Source organism: Herbiconiux moechotypicola, from assembly GCF_024979255.1.
GTDB classification, from domain to species: domain Bacteria; phylum Actinomycetota; class Actinomycetes; order Actinomycetales; family Microbacteriaceae; genus Herbiconiux; species Herbiconiux moechotypicola.
In genome coordinates, this window is sequence record NZ_JANLCN010000004.1 from 35683 (window position 1) to 61057 (window position 25375).

The following is a 25375-nucleotide window of genomic DNA, read 5'->3' on the forward strand; positions in this document are numbered from 1 at the left end:
GACGATCGCTCACTATCGTGAGCGCGTGATCAGAACTCGACCCTGCGCTCGCTGGCTGACGGCGTCGCTGCTGGCGACCACGCTTTTCCTCACCGCCGTCGTGGGTGACCAAACCGCGTTCGCTGAGGTGCCCGACAGCCCTCGCGTCGACGAGCAGCCGGTCGAGGGCGAGCAGCGGGGAGACCTTCCTGCCGATGGTTCAGGGAGCGTTGCCGAAGGGGATCGCGACCGCTTGCTCGGGTCTGAGTGGGCGGAGAGCGAAGACATCGCCTGGGCTCTCGCAGGCGATAGATCCGGGATGCACGTGCTTCGAGCGGCAGCTCGTGAGGGATATGCCTGGTCGCAGGTGGCCTCGCTCACGGCGGTCGGCATCGAGACCGACAGGTGGATCGGAAACGGCTGCCTCGCACCCGACGGGCGAACCCTTGCCGTGGTCTACGGGGCTCGCACCTTCACCAATGACGACCAGACCATGAATCGTGGTGGGTTCGGAGCGCTGATCGACATCGTCGACGGAACGGTCACTGACCTCGGCCGGGGCTACAGCATGTCGTACTTCAACCCGGGCTGCGGCGTCGGCGATGAGGTCGCCTTCAGTGCCTTCGCCGACGACTTCGCCCGTACGCGGGTCGACGTCGTCGATATCCGATCACGCGAGATCGGGTGGCAGGTCGAGGCAGCGGGACAGATCACCTCGGCCACGATGTCGGCCGAGGGGCTCGTCGGCTCCGGCGCGCACGGCGTGGTTTCGGTGGGTCGCGACGGAGCGACGACCCCACTCATCGAGACATCGAGCGTTCCGTACGACATTCGCGCAGGACGCGACGGCAGCTTGACGTTCCTCACGCAGACGGACGGTGTTGCATATGTGAACTACGCGAGCGACCCGCTCAGCGGTACCGATCTCGTCGTGCTTGCCACGGGCCCTGCCGATGAGGTGACCTCGACCCAGGCCGCGACAGGAGATGTCTTCGTGACCGGTGCGCAGGTCGATTCACTCGTCACTGATATGCCTGACGACCTGCGGATGATCGACGCTGCATGGCGGTCGACGGCGAGTTCGCGAGGTGAGTTGGTGGTCTCGCCGGTCAAGGTGAGTGATGTTCCGGCCTCCGATCCCACGACGACCCAGTCGATCGAGCTGGACGCAGTCTCCACGACGACCGCGGCGCGGGTCGGGTTCTCCGCCAGCGCTGTGGCGTTCGACGCGGATTCTACGACGACCAGTGAATCTGTGCTCACCGGCGGACGTGGTGCCGGCTCGGCCACCGAACAGATCGAAAGCGAGCGCGTGTGCGCGGTGCCGCGCAACGACCCGGGCAGTCAAGCCCTGCAGCCCAAGCCACGCCAGGTCGAGTGGGCGGTGGATCGAGCAGTCAAGGGAACGCTGACCGTCTCGCGCCCGGCCGGCTGGAAAAACCTCGGCATGCCTGCCTACACCCCGCAATCGCTCTTCCCGAAGCCGGCGTTGAACGGCGGCGGCACGATTCCGGCCCAGGTGCTCTTGGGTGTGCTCGCTCAGGAATCGAATCTCTGGCAGGCCTCGACTTATACGACCCCCGGAGTCACCGGTAATCCCCTGATCGGGAATTTCTACGGGAACGACCGATCAGCGAGTGAGGACGACTTCTGGGACATCGACTTCTCGAAATCCGACTGCGGTTACGGAGTTGGGCAGATTACCGACGGGATGCGGATGGCCGGTCGTGAGGGTGGGGCGCCCACCGCATTGCCTGTCGCCCAGCAGAGAGCGATCGCACTCGACTACGCGGCGAATGTCGCGAAGTCCGTTCAGATGCTCAGCGAGAAGTGGAACACGACGCGAGCCGCAGGTCTGACGATCAACAATGGCGACTCGCGCTACCTCGAGAATTGGTTCTTCGCAGTGTGGGCGTACAACACAGGGTTCTACCCCGACAAGAAGGACGGGTCGCCCTGGGGTGTCGGCTGGCTCAACAACCCGGCCAACCCCGCGTGGGATCCCGCGCGTGGCCCCTTCCTGGATCGGAGTCCAGGCGATGCTGCGACTCCCCAGCACTGGCCTTATCCCGAGAAGGTGATGGGTTTCGCGGCACACCCGATCGATCTCTTCGAAGACGAAGACACAGCCGTCCAGGCCTTCCGTCCCGCCTACTGGCTCGCCTCCGACGGGCGTGACGGCGAGCTCAACCGTGCCACCGTGAAGCCGCCCATCAATACGTTCTGCAAGGCCTCGAATTCGTGCGCTCCTGGCACCAAACAACAACCGTCCGACCCCGCCGAGAAGCCCGGTCCCTGCCTGCACAAGGATGGCGCCGGTGCCTACGACCTGAAGTGCTGGTACCACGGCAACGCCACCTGGAAGGGTGACTGTGACAGCCAATGCGGCCGCGAGTTCATCCGCTTCGACCCGCCGAGTTCCTACCCCAACGAAGAGCCCGACGCCACGAGCTTCCCGCCGAACTGCACCCCCGCGGGCCTTCCCCCTGGAACTCTCGTGATCGACGACATCCCGAACGGCACCAGGTCTTCCCGGCCCTCGGTGTGCGGTTCACCAGTCGCCTCGAATGGCTCGTTCTCTTTCGCCTTCGGCGCCGACGCGGACGGTCGCTACCCGTCCAAAATGGACCTCCACCAACTCGGCGCCGGCTTCAACAGCCACTTCTACTTCGCCCACACCCGCACTCCTGGCAGCAAACCTGACACCTACCACGGCGGAAGCTTGAACGTCACTGGCACCTGGACGCTCGGAAGACCGCTATCCCAATGGGCGCGAGTCCTGGTTCACCTGCCAGATCATGGTGCGTGGACGCAGCAGGCCGTGTACAAGGTCAACCTTGGCGACGGCACGATAAAACAGCGGGCGCTGCTGCAACGTCAAGGAGCGAACACCTGGGTGAGTATCGGCGCCTTCAACTTCTCCGGGACTCCTAGTGTCTCGCTGACGAATGTGACGCAAGACGGGATCGGGATCGATGACATCGCCTGGGACGCCGTCGCAATTCAACCACTCACCACCAAACCCTCCGACTTCGTCGTGGCCATGGGCGACTCCTTCTCGTCTGGTGAAGGCGCGTCATCCTTCGATGGAGCTGACTACTCCCGTGAGTCGGACAGCTTCGGGGCCGACCCTCAGCTTCGCAACGCGTGTCATCGCTCCTCGCAGGCTTGGTCGCGCAAAGCGGCAATAGGCTCCAGTAGCACTCCGACCGGGGCGCGTGCAGATCGCTTCGACCCGACGCTCGACTATCACCTCATCGCCTGCTCTGCCGCACAATCGGAGAACATCTTGCCGGCACTCGGAGCGCAGAACGCGGTCAATGACAAGAATGAAGGGCAGTACCACGAACTCTCGCAGATTGATCGTGGCTATCTAGACGAGAACACCACCCTCGTCACCCTCTCTATCGGCGGCAATGACGCAGGCTTCGCTGATGTCATCCAGCAATGTGTGCTCAGATTCCCGTCCCCGTTGGACTGCAAGGCGAGCGTACTCGAGGGCGAGACCGTGTCCGCGGAACAGACCCTCATCCGACGGACGACTACAGAGATTCCAATTTCGGTTGCGACGGTGTTGAAGCAGATCCAAACGAGAGCGCCGAACGCCACGATTGTCCTGATGGGATACCCGGCGCTGTTCGAAACCGGCGGGGACTGTGTCCTGGTGAAAGACTCCGATCGGCCGTGGCTCAACCGCGTCGGGAAAGATCTCAACTCGGCGCTCCTCGCCGCAAGGAACGCGGCCAACACTACCGATCATCCAGTCATCTTCGCCGACCCGACAACAGTGTTCTCAGGGACAAACCTCTGCACCCCAGCCGGGGTGTCCAGCAACACCGGGCTCGTATTCACGTTCACGCCTGGGGATCGCCCGCTCTTCACCAGTGGGGGAAAGCCAGTGTCTCAACAGTCTTTTCATCCGAACGTGCTCGGCACTGGGATGTATGCGCGGGTACTGATGGAATCGATCGGGAAGGGCAACTTCGTCTTCGCTCGGATCGCCGACGGTGATCGATACAGCACGAGCGCAGCTGTCTCTAAGTCTGCATTTCCCGACAGTGGCGCCGGGGCGAAAACAGTGTGGATAGCGAGTGGGGAGAACTTCCCCGATGCGCTGAGTGCGGGGCCGGCAGCTGCAAAGCAAGAGGCGCCTCTTCTACTGACCGCGAGCGGATCACTTCCCGACGTCGTGAAGGCAGAACTGCAGCGTCTTCATCCGTCCAAGATCGTGTTGGTCGGGGGAACCACCTCAGTGTCCGACGTTGTTCGAACTCAACTCGAGAACATTGCTCCGACTCAGCGTCTCAGCGGTGTCGACCGCTACGCCGCCAGTCGCGCCATCGCGGACTACGCCTTTGGACTGGGTGCGACAAGAGCCTACGTAGCGACCGGGGCCGATTTCCCGGATGCCATATCGGCCGGAGCGGCGGCAGCGGCCACGAAGTCGCCTCTGATCCTTGTCAACGGCAAGGAGAGCTCGTTGGATGAGGTGACTAGGCAATCGCTGGCGGCATTGAAGGTGTCGAACGTCACGGTGGTGGGTGGTCCCACCTCGGTGTCGCCGGGGTTGGAGCTGTCACTTTCGCGCTCCTGGAAGGTCCAACGTGTCTCGGGGACCGACCGCTATGCGGCGTCGTTCGCGGCAAACGCACGTCTCTATGATTCGGCGAGCACTGTTTTTCTGGCGGCAGGTGCTGGCTTCCCCGACGCGCTGGCAGGCGCAGCGCTGGCAGCACGACACAAGGCGCCACTCTTCCTTGTGCCGTCGAGCTGTATTCCGCGTGCGGTACTAGAGCGCGTTCGGGAAGTTAGGGCAACGAGAGTCACTGTGATCGGTGGAGCAAACAGTGTCTCTGATGCGGCGACGATTCCGACGGTCTGCTGAACAGCATGAGCGTTGGTTCGCGTATCCAGGGGTGCTTCATCTTCGTCGTGGGGTCGATCGGCGCGCTTGTCGCGCTGGTGCTGCTGATCTGGACGCTGCTGCCGCTGATGACGTTCTTGCCATCGGCGGAGGAGCAGGAGGCGGCGGAGCAGGTGCGGAACGCAGTGCGTAACGGTGCCGAGGTGTTCGGGGAGCTGGCAGAGGAGTCGTCGGAGGGCGAGCTCGCCAAGTCGCTGGCGCGAGGTGAGACGGGATTCACGACGACACTGGTGGGTAAGTCGATCGCAGAAGTCGATGCCATGTCGTTCCCCTCGGGGGATGTCGAGGTCTACGACATAGATGCCGACATGCTCACCATCACCGTGATCGGACTCGGGTACGCGTCGGGAGCGGGTTGGATAAGCAGCAGCGCGTCCGCCTACGGCTGCGCGGAGTTAACGGCGAAGCCGGGAAGCAACGAGGTAGACGTGAGGAACGTCGAGTGCGAAGAACCCGTGCTGACGGGGATCGGGTCGCACTGGGGGAGCGCGGTGAGCGCCACGTGAACAATTGAGGCGCAACCCGCATCCGCCGCACCAGCCCGACTCCCACCCGGCGGCCCGTCACCGCTTCTGACGGTACGATTGTGAAAGAAGTCACCTCTCGTGGCTCACGAGGGGGATGAATTCATGAAGGCTTTCGCGTGCGGAGACGTCGTGCCGGGCTGCGCCGCCAGTTGGACGGCGACGAGCGATGACGACCTGCTGGTGCTGGTGGGCGCCCACGCCCACGCCGCCCACGGCATCGAGGAGGTCACTCCCGAGCTCGTCGACAGCGTGACCCGACACATCGTGGCGCTCTCCTGACGCAGCCCGCCGACTGGCCGGCGCTGCTCGACGCGCTGGCCGGCGGAGTCGGCGTCGAGATCGCCTATCAGCCGATCGTCGACACGGCGCGCGGGGTGGTCGCCGGGTATGAGGCGCTGGCGCGGTTCCGTGACGGCGACCTCGAACGGCTCCCCACCTCGGAGGTGTTCGGCCGGGCGCGCGAGCTGGGCCGGGCCGCCGCACTCGAAGCGGCCTGCCTGCGGGCGGGGCTCGGCGATCGAGACGGGCTACCGTCCAACTGCTTCCTCACCGTCAACGTCTCTCCCGGGTTGCTGCCCGAGCCGGAGATCCGCGCGGTGTGGGACGATCATCCCGATCTGCGCGGGGTGATCGTCGAACTCACCGAGCGCAGCCGCATCGACTCCTACACCGGGCTCGAACCCCAGCTCGATCGGCTGCGGGGCACGGGGGCGCTGATCGCCGTCGACGACGCGGGGGCCGGATACGCGGGGCTGACCAGGATGCTCGCGCTGCGGCCCGCGCTCATCAAGCTCGACCGCGAACTGGTGAGCGGCATCGACCGCGACGAGGCGAAGCGGGCGCTCGCCGAGATGATCGGCGGCTTCGCGGCGCGCATCGACTCGTGGCTTCTCGCCGAGGGGGTGGAGACCGAGGCGGAGTACGCCACGATCGCCTCGCTCGGCATCCCGCTCGCGCAGGGGTACGGCATCGCGCGGCCCGGTCCGGCGTGGCCGGAGCTCGCGCGGGCGCTGCCCGTGATGCCGGCACCCGCGGGGGCGTCGTCGCTCGCCCGGCACGTGGGAGAGGGTGTACCGGCCGCGCGATCGGTGGCGGAGGCCGCCCAGGTGCTCGGCGCGCATCCCGAGACCCGCACGGTGGTGCTGGTCGACGAGTTCGACCGGCCCACCTCGGTGGTGGACAGCGAGAGCGCCGCCCTGGGGGTCGTGTCGACCGGTTTGCGGATGAACCTCGACACCCCGGTGCGTGAAGCGCTCCTCCGCGCGGTCACCCGCGACAGCGCGGAACGGTACGACCCGGTGATGCTCACCGACAGCGCCGGGCGCTACGCCGGGATCGCCCGCATGGAACGCCTCATCACGGCGGCCCTCGGCGGGTGGCAGACTACCGGTCTATGAGAATCCTCTCCATCCAGTCCGCCGTGGCCTACGGGCACGTCGGCAACTCGGCCGCCGTCTTCCCGCTGCAGCGCATCGGGGTGGAGGTGATGCCGGTCTACACCGTGAACTTCTCCAACCACACCGGGTACGGGGCGTGGCGCGGGCCGCTGATCGACCCCTCGGACGTGGCCGCCGTGCTCACGGGTATAGAGGAGCGCGGGGTGTTCCCCTCGGTCGACGTGGTGCTCTCGGGCTACCAGGGTGGCACGGGGATCGGCGACGTCATCATCGACGCCGTGCGCCGGGTGAAGGAGGCCAACCCCGACGCCATCTACTCCTGCGACCCGGTGATGGGCAACGCGAACTCCGGATGCTTCGTGGCCCCCGAGATCCCGGTGCTGCTGCGTGATCGGGTGGTGCCGGTCGCCGACCTCATCACGCCGAACCAGTTCGAGCTCGGCTACCTCACCGGCACCGAGCCGGTGTCGCTCGACGAGACGCTCGACTCGGTCGACGCGGCGCGGGCGATGGGGCCGTCGACGGTGCTCGTGACCAGTGTGCTGGACGCGGCCGAGAGCGAGGGCGTGATCGGCATGATGGCCGTCGACGACGAGGGGGCGTGGCTCGTGCGCACCCCGCTCATCCCGATGAAGGTCAACGGCTCGGGCGACGTGACGGCGGCGCTGTTCACCGCGCACTACCGGCGCACCGGCAGCGCGGCGGAGGCGCTCGAGCGCACGGCGTCGAGCGTGTTCGACCTCATTCAGGCCACCTTCGACGCGGGCTCGCGGGAGCTGCTGCTCGTCGAATCGCAGGAGTTCTTCGCCCACCCCCGCCTTCAATTCACCGCCCAGCGCCTCCGCTAAGCAAAGGGTAGCGATTTATCCTTTGCTAAGATCGAGGGATGAACACAGAGTCTCGCGAGTGGCCCGCCGTCGCGTACGAGACGCTGCCGTGGCATCGCAGCGGTGACGACATCGGGTCGCGGAGGTCGATCAAGGCGTCCATCGGGCCCTACGACGCGGCCATTCCGCCGAAGATCGCCACGCTCGACGTGACCGTGCCCAGTGGGATCCTGGCCGAGGCCGATGACGCCACGAACGAGATCGCGCGCTTCGATGCCGCCGTCGGCTCGCTCACGGCACCGTTCTCGTCGATCCTGCTGCGCACCGAGAGCGCCTCCAGCTCGCAGGTCGAGAACATCACCTCCAGTGCCAAGCAGTTGGCGCTGGCCGAGATCCGCCGATCGACCTCGGGTAACGCCCGGCTGGTGGTGGCGAACGTGCGCGCCATGAAGGCGGCCATCGAGCTCGCGGACAGACTGGATGCCGAATCGGTGATCGACATGCATCGCGCTCTCCTGGAGGAGAGCGATCCCGGCATCACGGGGCACTGGCGAGACGTGCAGGTGTGGATCGGTGGTGGTGGGTTGTCGCCTCACGCGGCGGCATTCGTTCCCCCGGCACCGGCGAGGGTTCCCGAACTCATGGACGACCTCATGGAGTTCACCCAGCGCGCCGACATTCCGCTGCTGGCGCAGATCGCGATCGCCCACGCCCAGTTCGAGACCGTGCACCCCTTTCCCGATGGCAACGGGCGCACCGGCCGGGCCCTGGTGCAGGGCATGCTCCGGGGCGGCAGGCTCACCCGCTCGGTGATCGTGCCGGTCTCGGCCGGACTGCTCCACGATCTCCCGCGCTACATCGAAGCGCTCACCGCCTACCGCAGGGGAGCCATCGAGCCGATCATCGAAGCCTTCGTGGAGGCGTCGTTCGCCGCGATTCGCAACGGATGGGTGCTCGTCGATGCCCTGCAGGCGACCCGCGACCGATGGGATTCGGTGCTCGTAGCCCGATCGGACTCGTCGGTGCACGCGCTGAAGACGATGCTCCTCCGTCAGCCCGTGGTCTCGGCGACGACGGTCGCGGAGGGCTTGGGAGTGAGTGAGGTGACCGCCCAGACGGGGATCGACCGTCTCGTCGACTCGGGCATCCTGAGGCAGGCCGGTGGCGGTCAGCGCTACCGGCTGTACGAGGCGCGGGAGGTGCTGGAGGCGCTGGACGCGTTCGCGGCGAGGGCTCGGAGAAGTGGACGGGGCGCTTAGGTTAGCCTTACCATAGCCAAGCCGTCCCCGGTTGGGGAGAGTATCCCGACCGGATCGGAAGCCGCCTGTGAAGAACACCCGCCTCGGACTGTATGACCCTGCCCGCGAGTCGAGCGACTGCGGCGTCGGCTTCATCACCCGCAAAGACGGCGTGCAGACCCACGACGTGATCCTGCGTGGCGACCAGGCGCTGTGCGCCATCCCGCACCGCGGCGGCATGTCGTCGGAGGGCGTGGGCGACGGCGCGGGCGTGAGCATCGACCTCTCGGTCGAGTTCTTCAGCGCGCTCACCGGCCGCGCGCTCGAGCCGGGGCTGTTCGGCGTGGCCAACCTGTTCATGCCCGCCGACCCCGGCGCGTGGGAGGCCGCGGGCGAGCTCGTCTCCGAGCAGCTCGCCGCCACCGGGCTCGAGGTGCTGCTCGTGCGCGAGGTGCCCACCGACGACTCCTCGACCGTGGCCGCCGCCGCGGCCTACCAGCTGCAGATCGTGCAGTGGGTGTTCGCCGCCCCCGAGGAGTGGACGCGCGCCGAGGTCGACCGCGCCGCCAACACCGCGCTGCTCGCGATCGAGAGCGCCGCCTTCGACCCCGCGCGCCCCGAGCTCGCCGGCCTCTACCCGCTCTCGCTCAGCGCACGCACCCAGGTGCTCAAGGGCCGCCTCAACGCCGGCGAGGTCATCTCGTACTTCACCGACCTGCTCGACGAGCGGCACAGCGTGCGCACCCTCTACTTCCACACCCGCTTCTCCACCAACACCGAGCCGCACCCGAGCATGGCGCAGCCGTTCCGCATGATGGCGCACAACGGCGAGCTCAACACCGACCGCAAGAACCGTCTCTCCGACGAGGCCCTGGCCACGAGCCGGTCGCGGCGTATCGTGCGCCCGCCCGGCCAGTCCGACTCCAGCCGTCTCGACCAGACCCTGCAGAGCCGCGTGTTCGACGACGGGCTCGACTTCGTCGAAGCCGTCGTGTCGCTCATGCCTCCGGCGTGGGAGAACGACCGCTCCCTCCCCGGCGAGGTGCGCGACATGCTCGAGTTCTTCTCCCTCTACGAGGAGAAGAACGACGGTCCCGCCGCCCTCATCTTCAGCGACGGCGACGTGGTGGGCGCCCGCCTCGACCGGCTCGGCCTCCGCCCCCTGCGGTCGGTGGAGACGGCCGACTACCTCATGGTCTCCTCCGAGGCCGGCCAGGTGGCCTTCCCCCACTCCGAGGTGGTGCACCGAGGCCGTATCGAGGCGGGCGGGATGCTCTACCTCGACCACCGCACCGGGCGCATCCACCGCACCCGCGAAGCGCTCGAGATGCTCGCCTCCCGTCGCGACTACGGTGCGCTGCTAGCCGACGCACGGGTGAACCTCGACGAGCTGCCCGCGCCGGAGTTCGACCGCGGCACCTCGACGCTCGGCTACCAGGGCGACCTCAGCCCGGCCGGCCGCTATGTGGCCTACTCGCTCAACCAGGAGAGCTTCCGGTTCATGATGGACCCGATGCTCGCCTCCGGCGCCGAGCGCATCTCGGCCATGGGTTACGGCAACGCCATCAACGCGCTCAGCGACCAGGAGGGCGGCATGGCGAAGTACTTCTCGCAGCGCTTCGCCCAGGTCACCAACCCGCCGCTGGACAGCATCCGCGAGGCCGACGGCATGAGCATGCGGGTGGCGCTCGGCGCGAAGCCCGACGGCGGTTCGGGCGGCGGCGTGCAGCTCGTGGTGCAGACGCCGGTGCTCAGCCACCTCGACATGGTGCGCCTGCGCGAGCAGCGCCTGGTGCCGCTGCAGCGCTTCGACCTGCTCTACGCGCCCGAGGTGAACGACACCGCCGCGAACGCGCGGTCGGTTCAGGATGCACTCGGCGCGCTCTGCGACGACGTGGAGGCCTTCGCGCGCGAACACGGCGGCATCGCCGTCGTGAGCGACCGCAACGTCTCCACCACGCGGGCCCCGTTGCCGCTGGTGCTCGCCCTGGCGGCGGTGAACCAGCGCCTCATCGAGACCGGGCTGCGGCTGCGGGTGTCGATCGTGGCCGAGAGCGGTCAGCTGCCGTCGTCGCATCACGTGGCCGTGGCACTCGGTTTCGGCGCCTCCGCCGTCTACAGCCTCTCGGCGCGGCTGCGCGCCGAGGAGAAGTACCCGAGCCCGGCCATGCCCGCCGACGAGATCACGGCCACCGACCTCGCGTTCGGCAAGTTCCGCAAGGCGGCCGAGAAGTCGCTGGCCAAGACCATGGGCCGAGTCGGGCTCTGCACGGTGGAGAGCTACATCGGCGGCGAGTTCTTCGAGCCGAACTACCTCGACACCTCCGACCCGGTGCTGGCGCCCATCTTCCCGCACCTCGACGCCCCGGTCGGCGGCGTGGGGTTCGAGCGGATCGCCCAGGCCGCCAGCGACTGGCACGCGCGGGCCTGCGCGGTCGAGAACGAGAACCAGATCCCGCTGCTCGGGCTGTTCAAGGAGCGGGCGGAGGGTGCCGGGCACTCCTTCGGCACCACCGCGGTGCGCGGGTTCGCGGGCATGACCGAGGAGCCGATCGAGTTCGGGCGTGAGGAGGGTGGCGGTGCGGCGGTCGGCGCTGCTCCGGGTGCGACCGCTCATGACGAGAGCAGCGAGCACAGGGCGCTCCGGCTGCTCACCCTGGGTCAGCTCGAAGACGCCTTCGGGCTCGACGACAAGGCCTACGCCCACAGCGGCTACGAGGCCCTGACCGACGAGCAGATCGACGCCTTCCGCATCACCCCCGGCTACCGCGACTTCGTCTCCACCACCGTGGCCGAGCGGCTGCGGCGGCCGAGCGCGCTCCGCGACGTGCTGGCGCTGCCGGCCGACGTGACGGCGCTCGGAACGGCCGAGGAGTTCGCGCTCGAGCTGCGCCGGTTTTCGGCGCACGGCAACAGCAGCATCCTGGTGCGCGGTCTCGCGGTGACCGCGACCGACGGCGGCGACGCATCCGGAGCCTTCGCGCTGCGCCTCACCGACACCGACGAGGTCGACGTGCTGCGCCACGAGGCGTTCGCCGCCTTTCTCTGGGAGGTCGACCCCGGGGGCCTCGTGGTGCACGGGGTCGACTCCGAGGGTGTGCACGTCACCGCCACGGGCACGCTGCGCGCCTTCCTCGAGCTGCTGCGCCCGGCTCCCGACCGGGTGCCGCTCGACGAGGTGCAGCCGGCCCACGAGATCACCCGCACCCTCGCCTCGGGGGCGATGAGCCACGGTGCGCTCGTGGCCACCGCGCACGAGGCCGTCGCCCACGGCACCAACATGGTGGGCGGCATGTCGAACAGCGGCGAGGGCGGCGAGAACCTCTCCCGCTACGGCACCATCCGCGGCTCGCGCATCAAGCAGTTCGCCTCGGGGCGCTTCGGGGTGTGGGCGGGGTACCTCGCCGACCCGATGCTGCAGGAGCTCGAGATCAAGATCGGCCAGGGCGCGAAGCCGGGCGAGGGCGGGCAGCTGCCCGCGCCCAAGGTGACCGTCGACATCGCGGCGGCCCGTGGCGGCACCCCGGGCATCGAGCTCATCTCGCCCCCGCCGCACCACGACACCTACTCCATCGAAGACCTCGCTCAGCTCATCCACGACTGCAAGGCCGCGCGCGTGCGGGTGATCGTGAAGCTCGTGTCGAGCGAGGGCATCGGCACCATCGCCGTCGGCGTGGCGAAGGCCGGCGCCGACGTCATCAACGTGGCCGGCAACACCGGCGGCACGGGTGCTGCGGCGGTGACGAGCCTCAAGTACGCCGGCCGTTCGGCCGAGATCGGCGTGGCCGAGGTGCACCAGGCCCTGCTCGCCAACGGCCTGCGCCAGAAGGTGACGCTGCGCTGCTCGGGCGCGCACCAGACCGGCAGCGACGTGGTGGTGTCGGCGCTGCTCGGCGGCGACAGCTTCGAGTTCGGCACCACGGCGCTCATGATGCTGAAGTGCGTGATGGCCAAGAACTGCAACATCAAGTGCCCGGCCGGCCTCACCACCAACCCCGAGGTGTTCGACGGCGACCCGCGGGCGCTCGCGCAGTACCTGCTCAACATCGCGCACGAGATCCGCGAGATCCTCTCGCGCCTCGGCCTGCGGTCGCTCCGCGAGGCGCGGGGTCGCACCGACCTTCTGCAGCTGCTCGACCACCCCGCCAGCGTGGGGCGCCTCGACGTGCGCGCCATGCTCGCCCCGGTCGAGGAGAAGATCGTGACCGACCCGATCTACCTCGAAAAGGACTTCGAGGTCGACGACACCCTGCTCGAGGCCGTGCGCGCCGCCCTGGTCGAGCGGGCCGAGCCCTCGGTCCGCCTCGGCGGCATCAGGCTGCGCAACCGCAACAAGTCGGTGGGCGGCCAGTTCTCCATCGACATCGAGCGGATGCTCAATCACGGCCCCGAGGCCGGCGCCCTCGCCGCGCTCCCGGCCGTGCGCACCGACGACCGCGGCCGCCGCAGCCTCGTGCCCGACGCGGTCGAGATCCACACCACCGGCTCGGCGGGCCAGTCGTTCGGCGCGTTCTGCAACGACGGCATCCTGCTCTCGCACACGGGCACCGCGAACGACGGCGTGGGCAAGAGCGCGTCGGGCGGCCGCATCGTCGTGCGCGATCCCGGTGGGGGCAGCCTCGAGCGCGGCGGGAACGTGCTCATCGGCAACTTCGCGCTGTTCGGCGCCACCGGCGGGCGCACCTTCGTGGCGGGCGAGGCCGGCGACCGGTTCGCCGTGCGCAACTCCGGTGCCACCGCCGTGGTGGAGGGCATCGGTGAGTTCGGCTGCGAGTACATGACCGGCGGTGCCGTGTTCAACCTCGGCGGCTTCGGCAAGGGCCTCGGCAACGGAATGAGCGGCGGGTTCCTCTACCAGTACGACCCCCGGGGTGAACTGGCCGACAAGGTCTCCGCCGACTCGCTGGTGACCTTCCCGATCACCGACGAGGCCCATGGCGGGTTCCACGAGCAGGCCGCGCTGCTGCTGCTCGAGTGGCACCTCGAGGCCACCGGCTCCCCGCTCGCCGCACGTCTGCTGGAGAACTGGGACGAGGAGCGACAGCACGTGTTCTGCGGCATGCCGCGAGCGCTGCTGCTCTACCAGGACGCCGACGCCATCCTCGCGGCCAAGACGCGCAAGGAGCTGCTCGACGAGCTCGCCACGGCCGTGGCCACCGACAAGCTGCGAGCGTTCAAGACCGACTACCGTGACAGTCACCCGGTGCTCGGCGGGCAGGTTCCCGGCGCCGATGACGCGGGCGGCGACATGTTCTCGCTGCTGTCGTCGTACACGGTGCTGAGCGTGGCCCAGGAGATCGCGCTCGAGCGCGTGCCAGGAGCCGCGGGAGCGGCCGACCCGCGGGTGCAGGACGCGGTGCGCAAGCTCGTGCTCACCGAGGACTTCTTCGTGATGCAGAAGGTGCTGCGCTACCTGCGCGACACCCTCGAGGTGTTCGGCGACGACGAACTCGCCACCCTCATCGCGATGAAGCGACTCGACGACTACAAGCGGGCGCTCGCGCTCCGCAACGTGCTCGGCATGGATGCGCCGGGCACCTACGGCTGGATCCTGCACCAGCAGGCCAAGAACGCGGGGCGCCTCCGGCAGGCGAGGTTCGACGAGCTGCTGGCCTCGGCCGCGCTCGACGACCTGGCGCGGCGGGCGGCCGCGGAACCCGGGCTCGCCGCGGCGGCGGGAGCGGGATCGTGACCGGCGTGCACATCCCGGCCGACGCCCCGTTCAGCACCGCCCAGCGCACCTGGCTCGGCGGATTCTTCGCAGGGATCGCGGCGCTGCGCGCGCTCACGCCCGACGCCGCCTCCGGCGCCGGAACCCTCACGGTCGACGCCCTGGTGGGCACCCAGACCGGCAACAGCGAGTTCCTCGCCCAGGACCTCGCTGCGGCGGCCCGGCAGCGCGGCATCGTGGTGCGCACCGCCGAGCTCGACTCCGTGAGCGTGGAGCAGCTGGCCGCGATGCCGCTCGTGCTCGTCATCACCTCCACCTACGGCGAGGGCGAGATGCCCGACAACGCCGAGCTGTTCTGGGAGGCTCTGGCGGCGGAGGGGGCACCCCGGCTGGAGGACACCCGGTTCGCGGTGCTCGCGCTGGGAGACAGCGGCTACGACGACTTCTGCCAAGCGGGCAAGCTGATCGACCTGAGGCTCGAGCAGCTCGGCGCCATGCGCCTGGTGCCGCGGGTGGACTGCGACGTGGACTACGAAGACGCCGCGGCGGGGTGGATCGCGGACGTGGTGGAGCGGCTCGCGGTGGAGGTGCCGGCCGGCGGGGGTACGGCCGGCGGGGGAGCGGCCGCCGGGGCCGGGGCTGGCGGGGCCGGAGCCGTCCCCGCGACGGAGGCGGGCGCCGCCCCCGCCGCCCGCCAGCGCTCGCCCTGGAACCGCAAGACCCCCTATCCCTCCCGCCTCGCCGTCAACCGCATCCTCTCGGGCGACCGCAGCGCCAAGGAGATCAGGCACTATGAGCTCGACCTCGGCGACAGCGGCATCGCCTACGCCTCCGGCGACGCGCTCGCCGTGGTGCCCGAGAACGATCCCGCCCTGGTGGCCGAGGTGCTGACGCAGCTGGGCATCGACCGCGACGAGGAGGTGGCCGGCGCCGCGCTCGGCGAGCTGCTGCACACGGCGTGGGAGATCCGCACCCCCTCCAAGGAACTGCTCGCGGCGATCGCCGAGCAGCAGCCCGCGGGCGACCTCGCCGCGGTGCTCGCGCACAGCGACCGAGACATGCTCGAGAGCTGGCTGTGGGGCCGCGACACCCTCGACGTGCTGCGCACCGCTCCCGGCCTGAGGTTCGAGCCCGATGCCCTGCCCGCGCTGTTCCGGCCCCTGCAGCAGCGGGCCTACTCCATCTCGTCGAGTCCGCTCGCGAGCCCCGACCGCATCCACCTCACCGTGGCCTCGGTGCGGCACGGCGACGACGGCCGGATGCGCGGAGGCGTCTGCTCGACGCACCTGGCCGACCGGCTCGCGGCCGAGCATCCGGTGGGCGTCTACCTGCAGCCGAACGCCGCGTTCCGGCTGCCGGCGGACGACGACGCACCCGTGGTGATGATCGGTCCAGGCACGGGCATCGCGCCCTTCCGCGGCTTCTTGCAGGAGCGGGAGGCGCGCGGCGGGTCGGGCCGCAACTGGCTGTTCTTCGGCGACCAGCACCGCGACAGCGACTTCATCTACGAGCAGGAGCTCGGCGCGTGGTCGGCGAGCGGCGTGCTCACCCGCCTCGATCTGGCGTTCTCGCGCGACCAGGCCGAGAAGGTCTACGTGCAGACCCGGATGCGCGAGCACGGCCGCGAGCTCTACGACTGGCTCGAACAGGGCGCGTCGGTGTACGTGTGCGGCGACGCCTCGCGCATGGCGAAAGACGTGGACCGGGCGCTGCACGACGTGATCGCCGAGCACGGCGGCGGGGCCGCCCGGGCCGAGGAGTACGTGGCAGGGCTCAAGCGCGCCAAGCGCTACGTGCGGGACGTGTACTGATGGCGGGCGAGAAGGAAGCGGCTCGTAGCGCGAGGCTGCAGGATCTGCTCGGGCGTGAGGGGCTGACGGTACGCGAGCTCGACCTCACCGCCGCCCAGCTCGGAGCGCTGCTGCCGCTGCTCGGTCACGCCGTGGCGGAGACCGCGAACCACGCCGTGGAGATCAGCCAGTCTGGCGCCTACCGGGAGGCCGGCGTGTGCGGCGAGGCGTTCGGAACCGGCGGCGGTGACGGCGCGTCGGTGCGGTTCCACCCCGAGTCGGTCGGCACCGCGGTGGTCTGTGCGCCCTCCGAATCGGCGGGGCACGGCGATCACGTGGGCGACGGTGCCGGATGCGCGCTGGAGGTGTTCACGCCGGCCGGAGAGTCCGCCCACCGGGTGCGACTCCACGCCGCCGCCGACCGTCGGCTCGCGGAGCGGGTGGCGCGGGGTGAGTTCCGTCCTGACCCCGTGTCGCGCATCCCGTCGTCGTGGCGCACGAGCGGCACGGCCGCGTGGCCCTACCGACCCTGGGCCGACGTGGGCTGGGAGGGCGCCGACCAGCTCGCCCAGCTCGACGAGATGCTCACCGACGGCGGCGTGAGGCGCAGGCGACGGCTCGCGACCGGCGGCGGGGCGCCGATGTCGCCCCGCGAGATCGACGTGACCGTGCTGCCGCTCGTGCTCGAACACCTCTGCGCCAGGGGTCTGCCCGTCACCGCGGCGGTCTTCGCTAGCGGGGTCATGCAGGCCGCCGCCGGACGCGTGCACGCCGTCGCCCGGGCGGGTGACCGCATCCGGGTGCTCGTGGGCGGCGCCGTGATCGAGCTCGACCCGGTGGCCGCCGCCGATGCGCTGGTCGTGAACGCCCACGGTGTGCACGGCCCCACCGCGGCCGTGGAGCTGTACGACGGCGACGGCGCGTGCGTGGTGGCGTTCACGCAGCTCGGCATGGTCGGCACCTCAGACCACGAGGCCTGGCAGCATCTCACCGGTTCCCTGCCCGCCGCCTGACGGCGGGCGTAGGGTGGCCGCATGGCACGCGAGTTCGAGCACGACACCGAGAAGCACCGCTACACGCTGAAGGTCGACGGGGCGCTGGTGAGCGCGGTCGACTACGTGGCGAACGAGGGCACGGTCTCGTTCACCCACACCTTCACCGATCCCAAGCAGCGCGGCCACGGCTACGCCGGCGAGATCGTCGGCTTCGCGATCGACGACGTCGAGGCGCGCACCGAGGACCGGGTCATCCCGATGTGCTGGTACGTGGGCAAGTGGTTCGACGAGCACCCCGAACGGGCGCACCTTCTCACCCGCTGATTGTTGCTAGAGTGATGCGTGGGGAGGGCTTCGGCCCTCTCCACCAGCATTTAACGGCCGGTTTCCTTCTGCCGGCACGAGCCTGATCGGCTCCCGGGGCGTACGTTCGATCGCGTCTCGAGGAGGTGCGCGATGGCGCAGAAGAAGGATGCGGTGGGCGACGACGCGCCCCGCAAGAGCGTGCGGAGCCTGGTTCCGGCGCGCATGGACCGGCTGCCGTGGACGAGGTTCCACTGGATGGTGGTGTTCGGACTCGGTGTCTCCTGGATCCTCGACGGCCTCGAGATCCAGATCATCGCCTCCAACGGCTTCCAGGAGTCGCTCGGCATGGACTCCGCCCAGGTCGGTCTCGCCGGCACCATCTACCTCGTGGGCCAGGTGGTGGGTGCCCTCGTGTTCGGCCGCTTCGCCGACAAGTGGGGGCGCAAGAAGCTCTTCATCATCACCCTCGCCGTCTACCTCGTGGGCTCGGCGGCAGCGGGTCTGTCGCCGAACATGGAGTTCCTCTTCGCGATGCGCTTCGTGGCCGGGCTCGGCATCGGGGGCGAGTACGCGGCCATCAACTCGGCCATCGACGAACTCATCCCGAGCCACTACCGCGGCCGGGTCGACATCGCCATCAACGGCACCTACTGGGGCGGCGCCGCCCTCGGCTCCGTGGCCAACCTGTTCTTCTTGAACCCCGACAACTTCGCCGAGAACATCGGCTGGCGGCTCGCGTTCTTCATCGGCCCGATCCTCGGTCTCGTCATGATCTACATGCGACGGCACATCCCCGAGAGCCCGCGCTGGCTCATGACGCACGGCAAGGAGGACGTGGCCGAGAAGACCGTCGACGAGATCGAGGCGCGGGTGGAGAAGGACACCGGCAAGAAGCTCGACCCCGTGCCCGACGACCAGGCCATCGAGGTGACGCCGCTGGACCGCATCCCGTTCCGCCGCATCGCCTCCGTGCTCATCCGCGACTACCCCAACCGCACGGTGGTGGGGCTCACCATGATGATCACGCAGTCGTTCCTCTACAACGCCATCTTCTTCACCTACGCGCTCGCGCTGCAGAACTTCTACGGGGTCGAGAACGATGCCGTGCAGTACTTCTTCTTCCCCTTCGCCATCGGAAACCTCCTCGGGCCGCTCGTGCTGGGGCACCTCTTCGACACCTGGGGTCGGCGCAAGATGATCCTGCTCACCTACGGTGTCGCGGGCGTCATCCTCACCGTCTCGGGCTTCCTGTTCCAGGCCGACGTGCTGAACGCCACCACGCAGACGGTGTTCTGGTGCGTGTCGTTCTTCTTCGCCAGCGCCGGGGCCTCCTCGGCCTACCTCACGGTGAGCGAGCTGTTCCCGCTCGAGATGCGCTCGCAGGTCATCTCGTACTTCTTCTCGATCGGCCAGATCGTGGGCTCCGTCGCCCCCGTGCTGTTCGGTGTGCTCATCGGCGACGGGGAGGACCGCGGGCCCATCACGATCGGCTACATCGGCGCGGGGCTGCTCATGCTGGTGGGCGGAATCGTGTCGTTCATCTTCGGGGTGAACTCCGAGCGCAAGCCGCTCGAGGCCATCACGAGCCCGCTCTCGGCCGTCAACCCGGGCAAGACGGCGGTGGAGGGCGAACGCACCACGCGACCGCGCGGCTGAGGGCTCAGGATGCGCAGGGTGCGTTGGAGAGGGCGTCCGGCGCGGGCAGCGAGTCGAGCAGGGCGACGTTGTCGCACGAGACGGCGTTTCCGGCGCCGAGGGCGTCGCCCGACAGCTTCACGGCGAAGCCGTCGGGGTCGCGAAGCGCGAAGGTGTTGGCCGAGAACTCGTTGCCGGCGCCCCAGCCATCGACGATCACGTGCACCTGCGCGCCGTCGACCGGTGCACCCGTGCCCTCGTTGCCGGTCACGCGCCAGCCGGAGCCCTTGACGTCGAGGAGGGAGTCGGCCGCCGACATACCGGTGCCGTCGAGCTGGTTGCCGCGGATCTCGCCTCCGGTCGTGCCCTCCTTCACGTCGATCGACTCGGCCGAGGTGGAGGCGATGACGTTGCCGACCACGCGGTTGCGGTCGCTGCGGTCGGGCTCGCACGCCGAGACGTCGCACCAGTTCGACTCGGCGCTGCCGACGTACACGCCCTCGCCGAAGCGCTCCTCCCGCAGGCCGGTGTCGGAGATCGTCGAGCCGATCAGCAGGTTGTCGCCCGAGCCCGCCCTGAAGTGCACGGCCTCGTCGCCGGTGCCCGACACGGTGAGCCCTCGCAAGACGGTGTCGGTGGTGGCATCGAGCATCACGCCCTTCTGGCCGCCCCGCACGGCGAAGCCCTGCAGCACCCAGTGCGCCGCGCCGTCGAGGTGGAGGGTGTAGCCGGAGTCGACCTCGCCGCCCTCGAGAACGGCGCCCGTTCCGACGGCGCACAGCAGGATCGGATCGTCGGCCGTGCCCTGCGCGGTGGCGGTGAAAGTGCCTTCGTACCGACCGTCGGCGAGCGCGATGACCGACCCGGGCCGGGCGGCGGCCAGCGCGCGCGTCAGTTCGGCGCCGGTCGAGACCACGGTGGAGGTGGCTCCGGATGCGGGGGCGCCGGCCGGAGGACAGGCGACGGGCGCGGCCTCGGGCTCACCCCGGAGCAGATCGGGGTCGACCTCGACGGGGGCGATGTCGGCAGGGTCGGCGACCGATCCGTCGCCCGCCGTCGGACCGGCGGTCTGCGTGCCACCGCCGGGTGAGGAATCCCCTGGCAGCCAGTAGGCGGTGCCCGTGCAGGCGCCGAGCGCGAGCGACACAGCCGCCCCGAGCGCCACGGCCACCGCTCTCGAGGTGTGCCGGGCCCGCATCCGTTCAGCTTACGCACCCGGTGCGAGCACTCGCGGTCGCCACCCGAACGGGGGGTCGGGCGCTCCTCGCGTGCGGGGTGTCGCCGTCATTACACTGGCACAGGCCCTCTCCCGGAGGCCGCGAGCACCCACTCGACCCGACCCGCGTGCACCACCCTGATGAGAGGCTGACGGCTCACCCGTGCCCAGTGACCTTTCGTCGTTCCTCGACGACCTCGGCCGCACCATCATGTGGCTGCTGCCCTTCGGCGTGTTCGGCATCGTGTCGTGGAGCTTCTGGCTGGTGCGCAAGCTCATCTCGGCGTCGACGAAGCCGGTCGTCAACGACTTCCGCACCACGACGACCGTGGTGGTGCCCTCCTATCGGGAGGATCCCGAGGTGCTGCTGCGGTGCCTCGCCGGCTGGCGGCGGCAGAAGCCCTCGCGCATCGTCATCGTGCTCGACCTGGCCGATGTCGAGGCGCAACGGCGCATCGAGGCGCTCGGGCATCCCGACGTCGAGGTCATCATGTTCAAGCACCGGGGCAAGCGCTCGGCGCTCGGCGTCGGCATCCGGGCGGCCGACACCGAGCTCGTCGTGCTGGTCGACTCCGACACGGCCTGGGAAGACGGGATGCTCGCCGCGATCCAGATGCCGTTCATCGACTCGGCGGTTGGGGCGGTGAGCACGAGGCAGAACGTGTACCTGCCCAAGACCAGCACCTGGCGGCGGGTGGCCGACTGGATCATCGACCAGCGCTACTACGACTACGCGCCCGCGATGGGGCGGTTCGGCGGCGTGATCTGCGCGTCGGGGCGCACCAGCGCGTACCGGCGCGAGATCATCCTGCCGAAGCTGCCCGACCTCGAGCACGAGATCTTCCTCGGCAAGGAGTGCGTGGCGGGCGACGACGGGCGGCTCACCTGGCTGGTGCTCTCGGAGGGGTACCGGGTGACGCACCAGGACTCGGCACGGGCGCTGTCGATGTTCCCCGACACCTTCCGCGCGTTCGTGAAGCAGCGGGTGCGCTGGAGCCGCAACTCGTACCGCTGCTATCTCACGGCCATCCGTCGGGGCTGGATCTTCCGGGTGCCGTTCATCTCGCAGATCACGGTCATGCAGATCCTCTTCACGCCCGTGTCGATGGCTATCGCGCTGGTGTACATCTTCCACTCGCTCACGGCGCCGCTGCCCTGGCTGGCGTTCTCGATGGCGCTGCTGTGGGCCTTCGTGGGCCGCGGCATCCGGGGCATCTCGCACCTGTGGCGGCGGCCGGAGGACATCGTCATCCTGCCGCTGGTGACGGGGATCACGGCGCTCGTGGCGCTGCCGATCAAGCTGTTCGCCCTGTTCACCATGAACACGCAGGGGTGGCTCACGCGCTCGGCCGACTCGGTGGGCGGCGAGGGGCAGAGCGAGGCGACGCTCGTGGCGCGCGCCGGCGACGGGGCCGTGGGGGCGGGCCGTGAGCGCTGACGACGAGCCGGATGCGCGGGGTGCGGATGCGGGCGGGCCCACGGCCGAGGAGCGCGGTGACACCCTGGGAAGGGGGCCGCGCGCGCTGGTGAGAGTGGCGGTCGCCGCGGTGTTCGTGGTGGCACTGGTCGCGGTGGTGCTGGTGGTGAACGGGGTGCCGCATCGGGTGAGCCAGTTCGTCGGCGGGATCGTGAGCGCGGCCTCGGGTGCGGACTCCGCGACCGTCGGCCCCACCGCCTCGGCCAGCGCGGTGCCTTCCGCGTCGGCCAGCGCGGTCCCTTCCGGGTCGGCCAGCGCGGCCCCTTCCGCGCCGGCCAACGCCGTGCCCTCCGCATCCGCCACCGCGGCTGCGACGGCGCCCACCCCCACGCCCACTGCCGGTGCCCCGGCCATCTCGGGCGACCAGGCGCTCATCGACGCCGCCCACGCGGTCGAAGCCACCCTTCGACCCGGCACCACGCAGGAGCCGTACCCCGTCGACGCCGACGACCTGCACCAGGCGGAGCTCGTGCAGGCGAACGACACGCGCTGGGCGCTGCTCTCGCGCGGTCTCGGCCTCGACGCGGGTGCCGTCGGAACCATCGTCGTGCTGCCCGCGATCGACCGCGCGTACACGCTGACCGACCTGATCGAGCGGGGCGCGGTCACGCGCGTCGACGACGCCACCTTCCTCGTGGGCAAGACCGTGTTCGTCGCCCGCGGCGCCACCCTCGACCTGCAGGGTGCCGGCCAGACCCTCCGACTCTCCAGCGGCGCATCCGGGTTCTCGCCCCTCGTCGTGTGGGGCGGCACGCTGAAGCTCGGCGGAGCCGAGGGGGCGCCGCTCGCCATCACCTCGTGGGACACGGCGGCCGACGCGCCCGACACGACCGTCGCCGACGGGCGTGCTTACATCCGGGTCAACGAGGGGACCGTGGCGATCGATCGCGTCGGGCTCTCCGACCTCGGGTTCTGGAGCGGGCGCACCGGGGGCCTCGCGCTCACCGGATCGAGCTCGTGGGCGTCGACCGGCAGCATCGCGAACACCACGATCGACCGCGATCACGTCGGCCTGTATGTGGAGTCGGCGGCGAAGGTGCGGCTCGGCTCGTCGGTCGTCTCCGACTCGGTACGGGCCGGGGTGCTCGTGGGGTCCGACGTGGTCACGGTCGACATCGCCGACAGCACCGTGCGCGGGTCTGGCGCGAGCGGCGTCGACGTGCGCCAGGGCGCCTATGACGTCTCGGTCACGGGCTCGACGCTGAGCGGCAACGCCCACTACGGCCTCGAGGTCGACGGGAGCCCGCGTGCCGAGGGCGCGAGCGCAGGCGGGTTCACGCCCGAGAACTCGTGGGGGCTCGAGGTCTCGGGCGACACGTTCACCGGCAACGGCAAGGGCGGCGCGACGGTGACCGGGATGAGCGATGTCGCCTTCGACGACGTGGCGATCGACGAGCGGCGGTCGGGACTGGTGCTCACCGACTCGCAGGGGTCGATCGCCGACAGCACGGTGGAGGTGGACTCGGGCGACGGCATCGTGCTCGCGGGCCCGCTCACCTCGGTGACGGTGAGTGGCACGACCGTCACGGGTACGGGGCCGTCGGCGATCGCCGTGCGCGACGGAGCCGACGACGTCACCCGCACGGGCAACGACACCTCGGGGTGGACGGAGCGGTGGCAGGCGCTGATGTGGCTCGAGGCGCATCCGCTGGCGCTGCTGTGGGGGCTGCTGCTGGTGATCCCAGTGCTCGGGTTCGCGTTCGTGTTCTATCGGGCACGGCGGCAGCGGCGCATCCGTGAGCTCGTCGAGGCGGCGACCATCGCGCTCGCCGCCCGCGACGTGGCGCGCTACGAGGCGGGGCGCGGCGATGACGTCTCCGGGCCGGAGGACACCGAGGCGGGTCGGGAGCCGGCTGCCGGGCACGAGAGGCTCGACCCGCTCGACGAGGCGGTGGACCAGTGGGCGCGTGAGCTGCATCAGGCCGCCGGAGGAGCCCCGGATGTCGGCTCGGAGGCGACAGCGACTCACGACGCCGCCGACGAGGACTCCGAACCCGTGCACGGCGTGCCGCTGCGAGGGCCGAGGCGGCGAGTGCCGAAGTCGCCGGCGCGCACGACGGCGCGCTATGCGCCGGTGCAGAACGAGACGTGGCTGCTCGGCGGGCCGTTGAGCGCCCGCGACCACGGAGTCGGGGAGACCGCCCGCCCGCCGGGGGCCGCGCGCGCCGGCGGGGCGTCACCGACGGGTCAACCGGTGAGCGGGCGATCGTCGGCGGCTCCTGCGATGACGTCGAGCCGTGCTGACGGTGAGGCGGCAGCGGTGCGTCCGGCGCAACCACGACCGGCGCCGATGGTGGCGCACACGTCGATCGGGCGGTTCTCCTCCGTCGAGGAGCTCGCCGTCACCGCCGTGCTCGACGCGGGCAAGCCCGTCGACCGTGTGGCCGCCGCACTCCGGGTGCCCGTCGGCACCGTCGCGGGCTGGGTCGCCAAAGCCCGCCGCGCCCGCGGCGAGTAGCCCGCGCGGGTGGTCCATTCCGCCTGCATCTCGCGCATCCGTCCCTCGCGGAGTGGATCGAGCGGTCACCAAGTGCCCTCTGGTGCTTCGGCGGGGGCACCTTCTGCCGGGTCGATCGCGGTGTGACCCCGCCACCCTCATCCGCACCCGTGCGGCGGGCGGTGGCACGGGCTACGGGGCGGGGGCGGGAGCAGAGGCGCGCGCGGTGTCGAGGAGGTCGCGGGCGGTGGCGAGGAACGCGTCGAGGGCGGCCTCGGGGGAGTCGAGGTAGCCGCCGACGAGGGTGCCGTCGCGGAGGAGCACCAGCGAGGCTGCCGTGCGGAGCGCGGCCGGGGCCGGCAGCCCCGCCTCGGTGAGGCGTTCGCGGAGGGCGCCGGCGAACCAGGCCCGGTGGGCGGTGACGATCCGGCGCACCGCGCTCCGCGCATCCGGATACTCGGCGGCGGCGTTGATGAAGGGGCAGCCGCGGGTGTGGTGGCGCCGCACGTCGTCGGCGATGCCGCGCAGCACGGCGTCGACCGCCGCCCACGGATCGGTGGTGTCAGGAGCGGGGAAGGAGGCGCGCAGCGAGGCGTCCTCACGCTCGAGGTAGGCGGCGACGAGCTGCTCCTTGCCCGCGAAGTAGCGGTAGAGCGTGGCTCGAGTCACCCCCGCCTCGCGCACCACGCGGTCGACACCCACCCGCGTGATGCCCTCGCGGTAGAACAGCTCCGACGCCACCCGCAGCAGCCGCTCGCGCGCCTCGGAGAGCGTGGGGCCGACGTCGCTGGACACCCTCGCAGCCTAGCGGAACGACCGTTCTGCCCGAGTCACCCGCCGTTCACCTCCCGGTCACCTGGCGTCACTACCGTGGCCGACGCGTACGGTGGACAGGGATTTCGGACGCCGACCGGAGGGGCATCGCGTGACAGACGACGACTTGCGGGCTCAGGCCG

Annotated in this window: 15 protein-coding genes; 13 read left to right on the top strand and 2 right to left on the bottom strand. The window is 69.8% G+C overall.

What is annotated here, in order from left to right; translation table 11 throughout:
- Window positions 1-25 precede the first annotated feature (25 nt).
- The 11 genes from N1031_RS07380 to N1031_RS07430 all read left to right on the top strand — a co-directional run bounded on the left by N1031_RS07380 (window position 26) and on the right by N1031_RS07430 (window position 19310).
- Window positions 26-4864, top strand: a complete 4839-nt coding sequence (locus tag N1031_RS07380) for a cell wall-binding repeat-containing protein (RefSeq protein ID WP_259478974.1) — start codon at window positions 26-28, stop codon at window positions 4862-4864.
- Window positions 4865-4869: 5 nt separating this feature from the next.
- Window positions 4870-5409 carry a hypothetical protein gene (locus N1031_RS07385; protein WP_259478975.1) on the top strand — a complete coding sequence of 180 codons (540 nt, stop codon included), beginning with the start codon at window positions 4870-4872 and terminating at the stop codon, window positions 5407-5409.
- Window positions 5410-5532: 123 nt separating this feature from the next.
- Entirely contained in the window at window positions 5533-5709 is a 177-nt protein-coding gene (locus N1031_RS07390) for a DUF1059 domain-containing protein (protein WP_259478976.1), read from the top strand.
- 35 nt (window positions 5710-5744) lie between these two features.
- A complete protein-coding gene (locus N1031_RS07395) occupies window positions 5745-6827 on the top strand; it encodes an EAL domain-containing protein (RefSeq protein WP_259479294.1) in 1083 nt (360 codons plus the stop codon).
- Window positions 6824-7675, top strand: a complete 852-nt coding sequence (pdxY, locus tag N1031_RS07400) for a pyridoxal kinase PdxY (protein WP_259478977.1) — start codon at window positions 6824-6826, stop codon at window positions 7673-7675. Before N1031_RS07395 ends, pdxY begins: the two co-directional genes overlap by 4 nt.
- Before the next feature lie 38 nt (window positions 7676-7713).
- Window positions 7714-8913 carry a Fic family protein gene (locus tag N1031_RS07405; RefSeq protein ID WP_259478978.1) on the top strand — a complete coding sequence of 400 codons (1200 nt, stop codon included), beginning with the start codon at window positions 7714-7716 and terminating at the stop codon, window positions 8911-8913.
- 67 nt (window positions 8914-8980) lie between these two features.
- Complete coding sequence (locus tag N1031_RS07410; protein ID WP_259478979.1) at window positions 8981-14584, top strand: glutamate synthase-related protein; 5604 nt, start codon at window positions 8981-8983, stop codon at window positions 14582-14584.
- Window positions 14581-16374: a diflavin oxidoreductase gene (locus tag N1031_RS07415; protein WP_259478980.1), complete on the top strand. Its 1794-nt coding sequence runs from the start codon at window positions 14581-14583 to the stop codon at window positions 16372-16374. Before N1031_RS07410 ends, N1031_RS07415 begins: the two co-directional genes overlap by 4 nt.
- Entirely contained in the window at window positions 16374-17366 is a 993-nt protein-coding gene (locus tag N1031_RS07420) for a hypothetical protein (protein ID WP_259478981.1), read from the top strand. Before N1031_RS07415 ends, N1031_RS07420 begins: the two co-directional genes overlap by 1 nt.
- 21 nt (window positions 17367-17387) lie before the next feature.
- Window positions 17388-17672, top strand: coding sequence for a GNAT family N-acetyltransferase (locus N1031_RS07425; RefSeq protein WP_259478982.1), 285 nt, complete (start codon window positions 17388-17390; stop codon window positions 17670-17672).
- 132 nt (window positions 17673-17804) lie between these two features.
- A complete protein-coding gene (locus N1031_RS07430) occupies window positions 17805-19310 on the top strand; it encodes an MFS transporter (RefSeq protein ID WP_310795670.1) in 1506 nt (501 codons plus the stop codon).
- 4 nt (window positions 19311-19314) lie between these two features.
- On the opposite strand, the gene N1031_RS07435 is transcribed toward N1031_RS07430, so the two are convergent.
- Window positions 19315-20487: a right-handed parallel beta-helix repeat-containing protein gene (locus N1031_RS07435; protein ID WP_259478983.1), complete on the bottom strand. Its 1173-nt coding sequence runs from the start codon at window positions 20485-20487 to the stop codon at window positions 19315-19317.
- A 181-nt stretch (window positions 20488-20668) separates the two neighbouring features.
- Between N1031_RS07435 and N1031_RS07440 the strand changes: the two genes are divergently transcribed.
- Complete coding sequence (locus N1031_RS07440) at window positions 20669-21943, top strand: glycosyltransferase (RefSeq protein WP_259478984.1); 1275 nt, start codon at window positions 20669-20671, stop codon at window positions 21941-21943.
- The gene (locus tag N1031_RS07445) at window positions 21933-24440 is read left to right on the top strand and encodes a right-handed parallel beta-helix repeat-containing protein (RefSeq protein WP_259478985.1); all 2508 of its coding nucleotides are present in this window, start codon (window positions 21933-21935) and stop codon (window positions 24438-24440) included. The genes N1031_RS07440 and N1031_RS07445 overlap by 11 nt, the downstream gene beginning before the upstream one ends.
- 171 nt (window positions 24441-24611) lie before the next feature.
- Here the strand turns inward: N1031_RS07445 and N1031_RS07450 are convergent, their stop codons facing one another.
- Window positions 24612-25214 (bottom strand): TetR/AcrR family transcriptional regulator, encoded by a 603-nt coding sequence (locus N1031_RS07450; protein WP_259478986.1) that lies wholly within the window; start codon window positions 25212-25214, stop codon window positions 24612-24614.
- Between the last annotated feature and the right edge of the window lie 161 nt (window positions 25215-25375).

Bases quoted from the DNA above. Each gene is read 5' to 3' on its own strand.
- N1031_RS07430 (WP_310795670.1), top strand. From the start codon at position 17,805: ATGGCGCAGAAGAAGGATGCGGTGGGCGACGACGCGCCCCGCAAGAGC.
- N1031_RS07390 (WP_259478976.1), top strand. From the start codon at position 5,533: ATGAAGGCTTTCGCGTGCGGAGACGTCGTGCCGGGCTGCGCCGCCAGT.
- N1031_RS07385 (WP_259478975.1), top strand. From the start codon at position 4,870: ATGAGCGTTGGTTCGCGTATCCAGGGGTGCTTCATCTTCGTCGTGGGG.
- pdxY (WP_259478977.1), top strand. From the start codon at position 6,824: ATGAGAATCCTCTCCATCCAGTCCGCCGTGGCCTACGGGCACGTCGGC.
- N1031_RS07405 (WP_259478978.1), top strand. From the start codon at position 7,714: ATGAACACAGAGTCTCGCGAGTGGCCCGCCGTCGCGTACGAGACGCTG.
- N1031_RS07435 (WP_259478983.1), bottom strand. From the start codon at position 20,487: ATGCGGGCCCGGCACACCTCGAGAGCGGTGGCCGTGGCGCTCGGGGCG.
- N1031_RS07420 (WP_259478981.1), top strand. From the start codon at position 16,374: ATGGCGGGCGAGAAGGAAGCGGCTCGTAGCGCGAGGCTGCAGGATCTG.
- N1031_RS07425 (WP_259478982.1), top strand. From the start codon at position 17,388: ATGGCACGCGAGTTCGAGCACGACACCGAGAAGCACCGCTACACGCTG.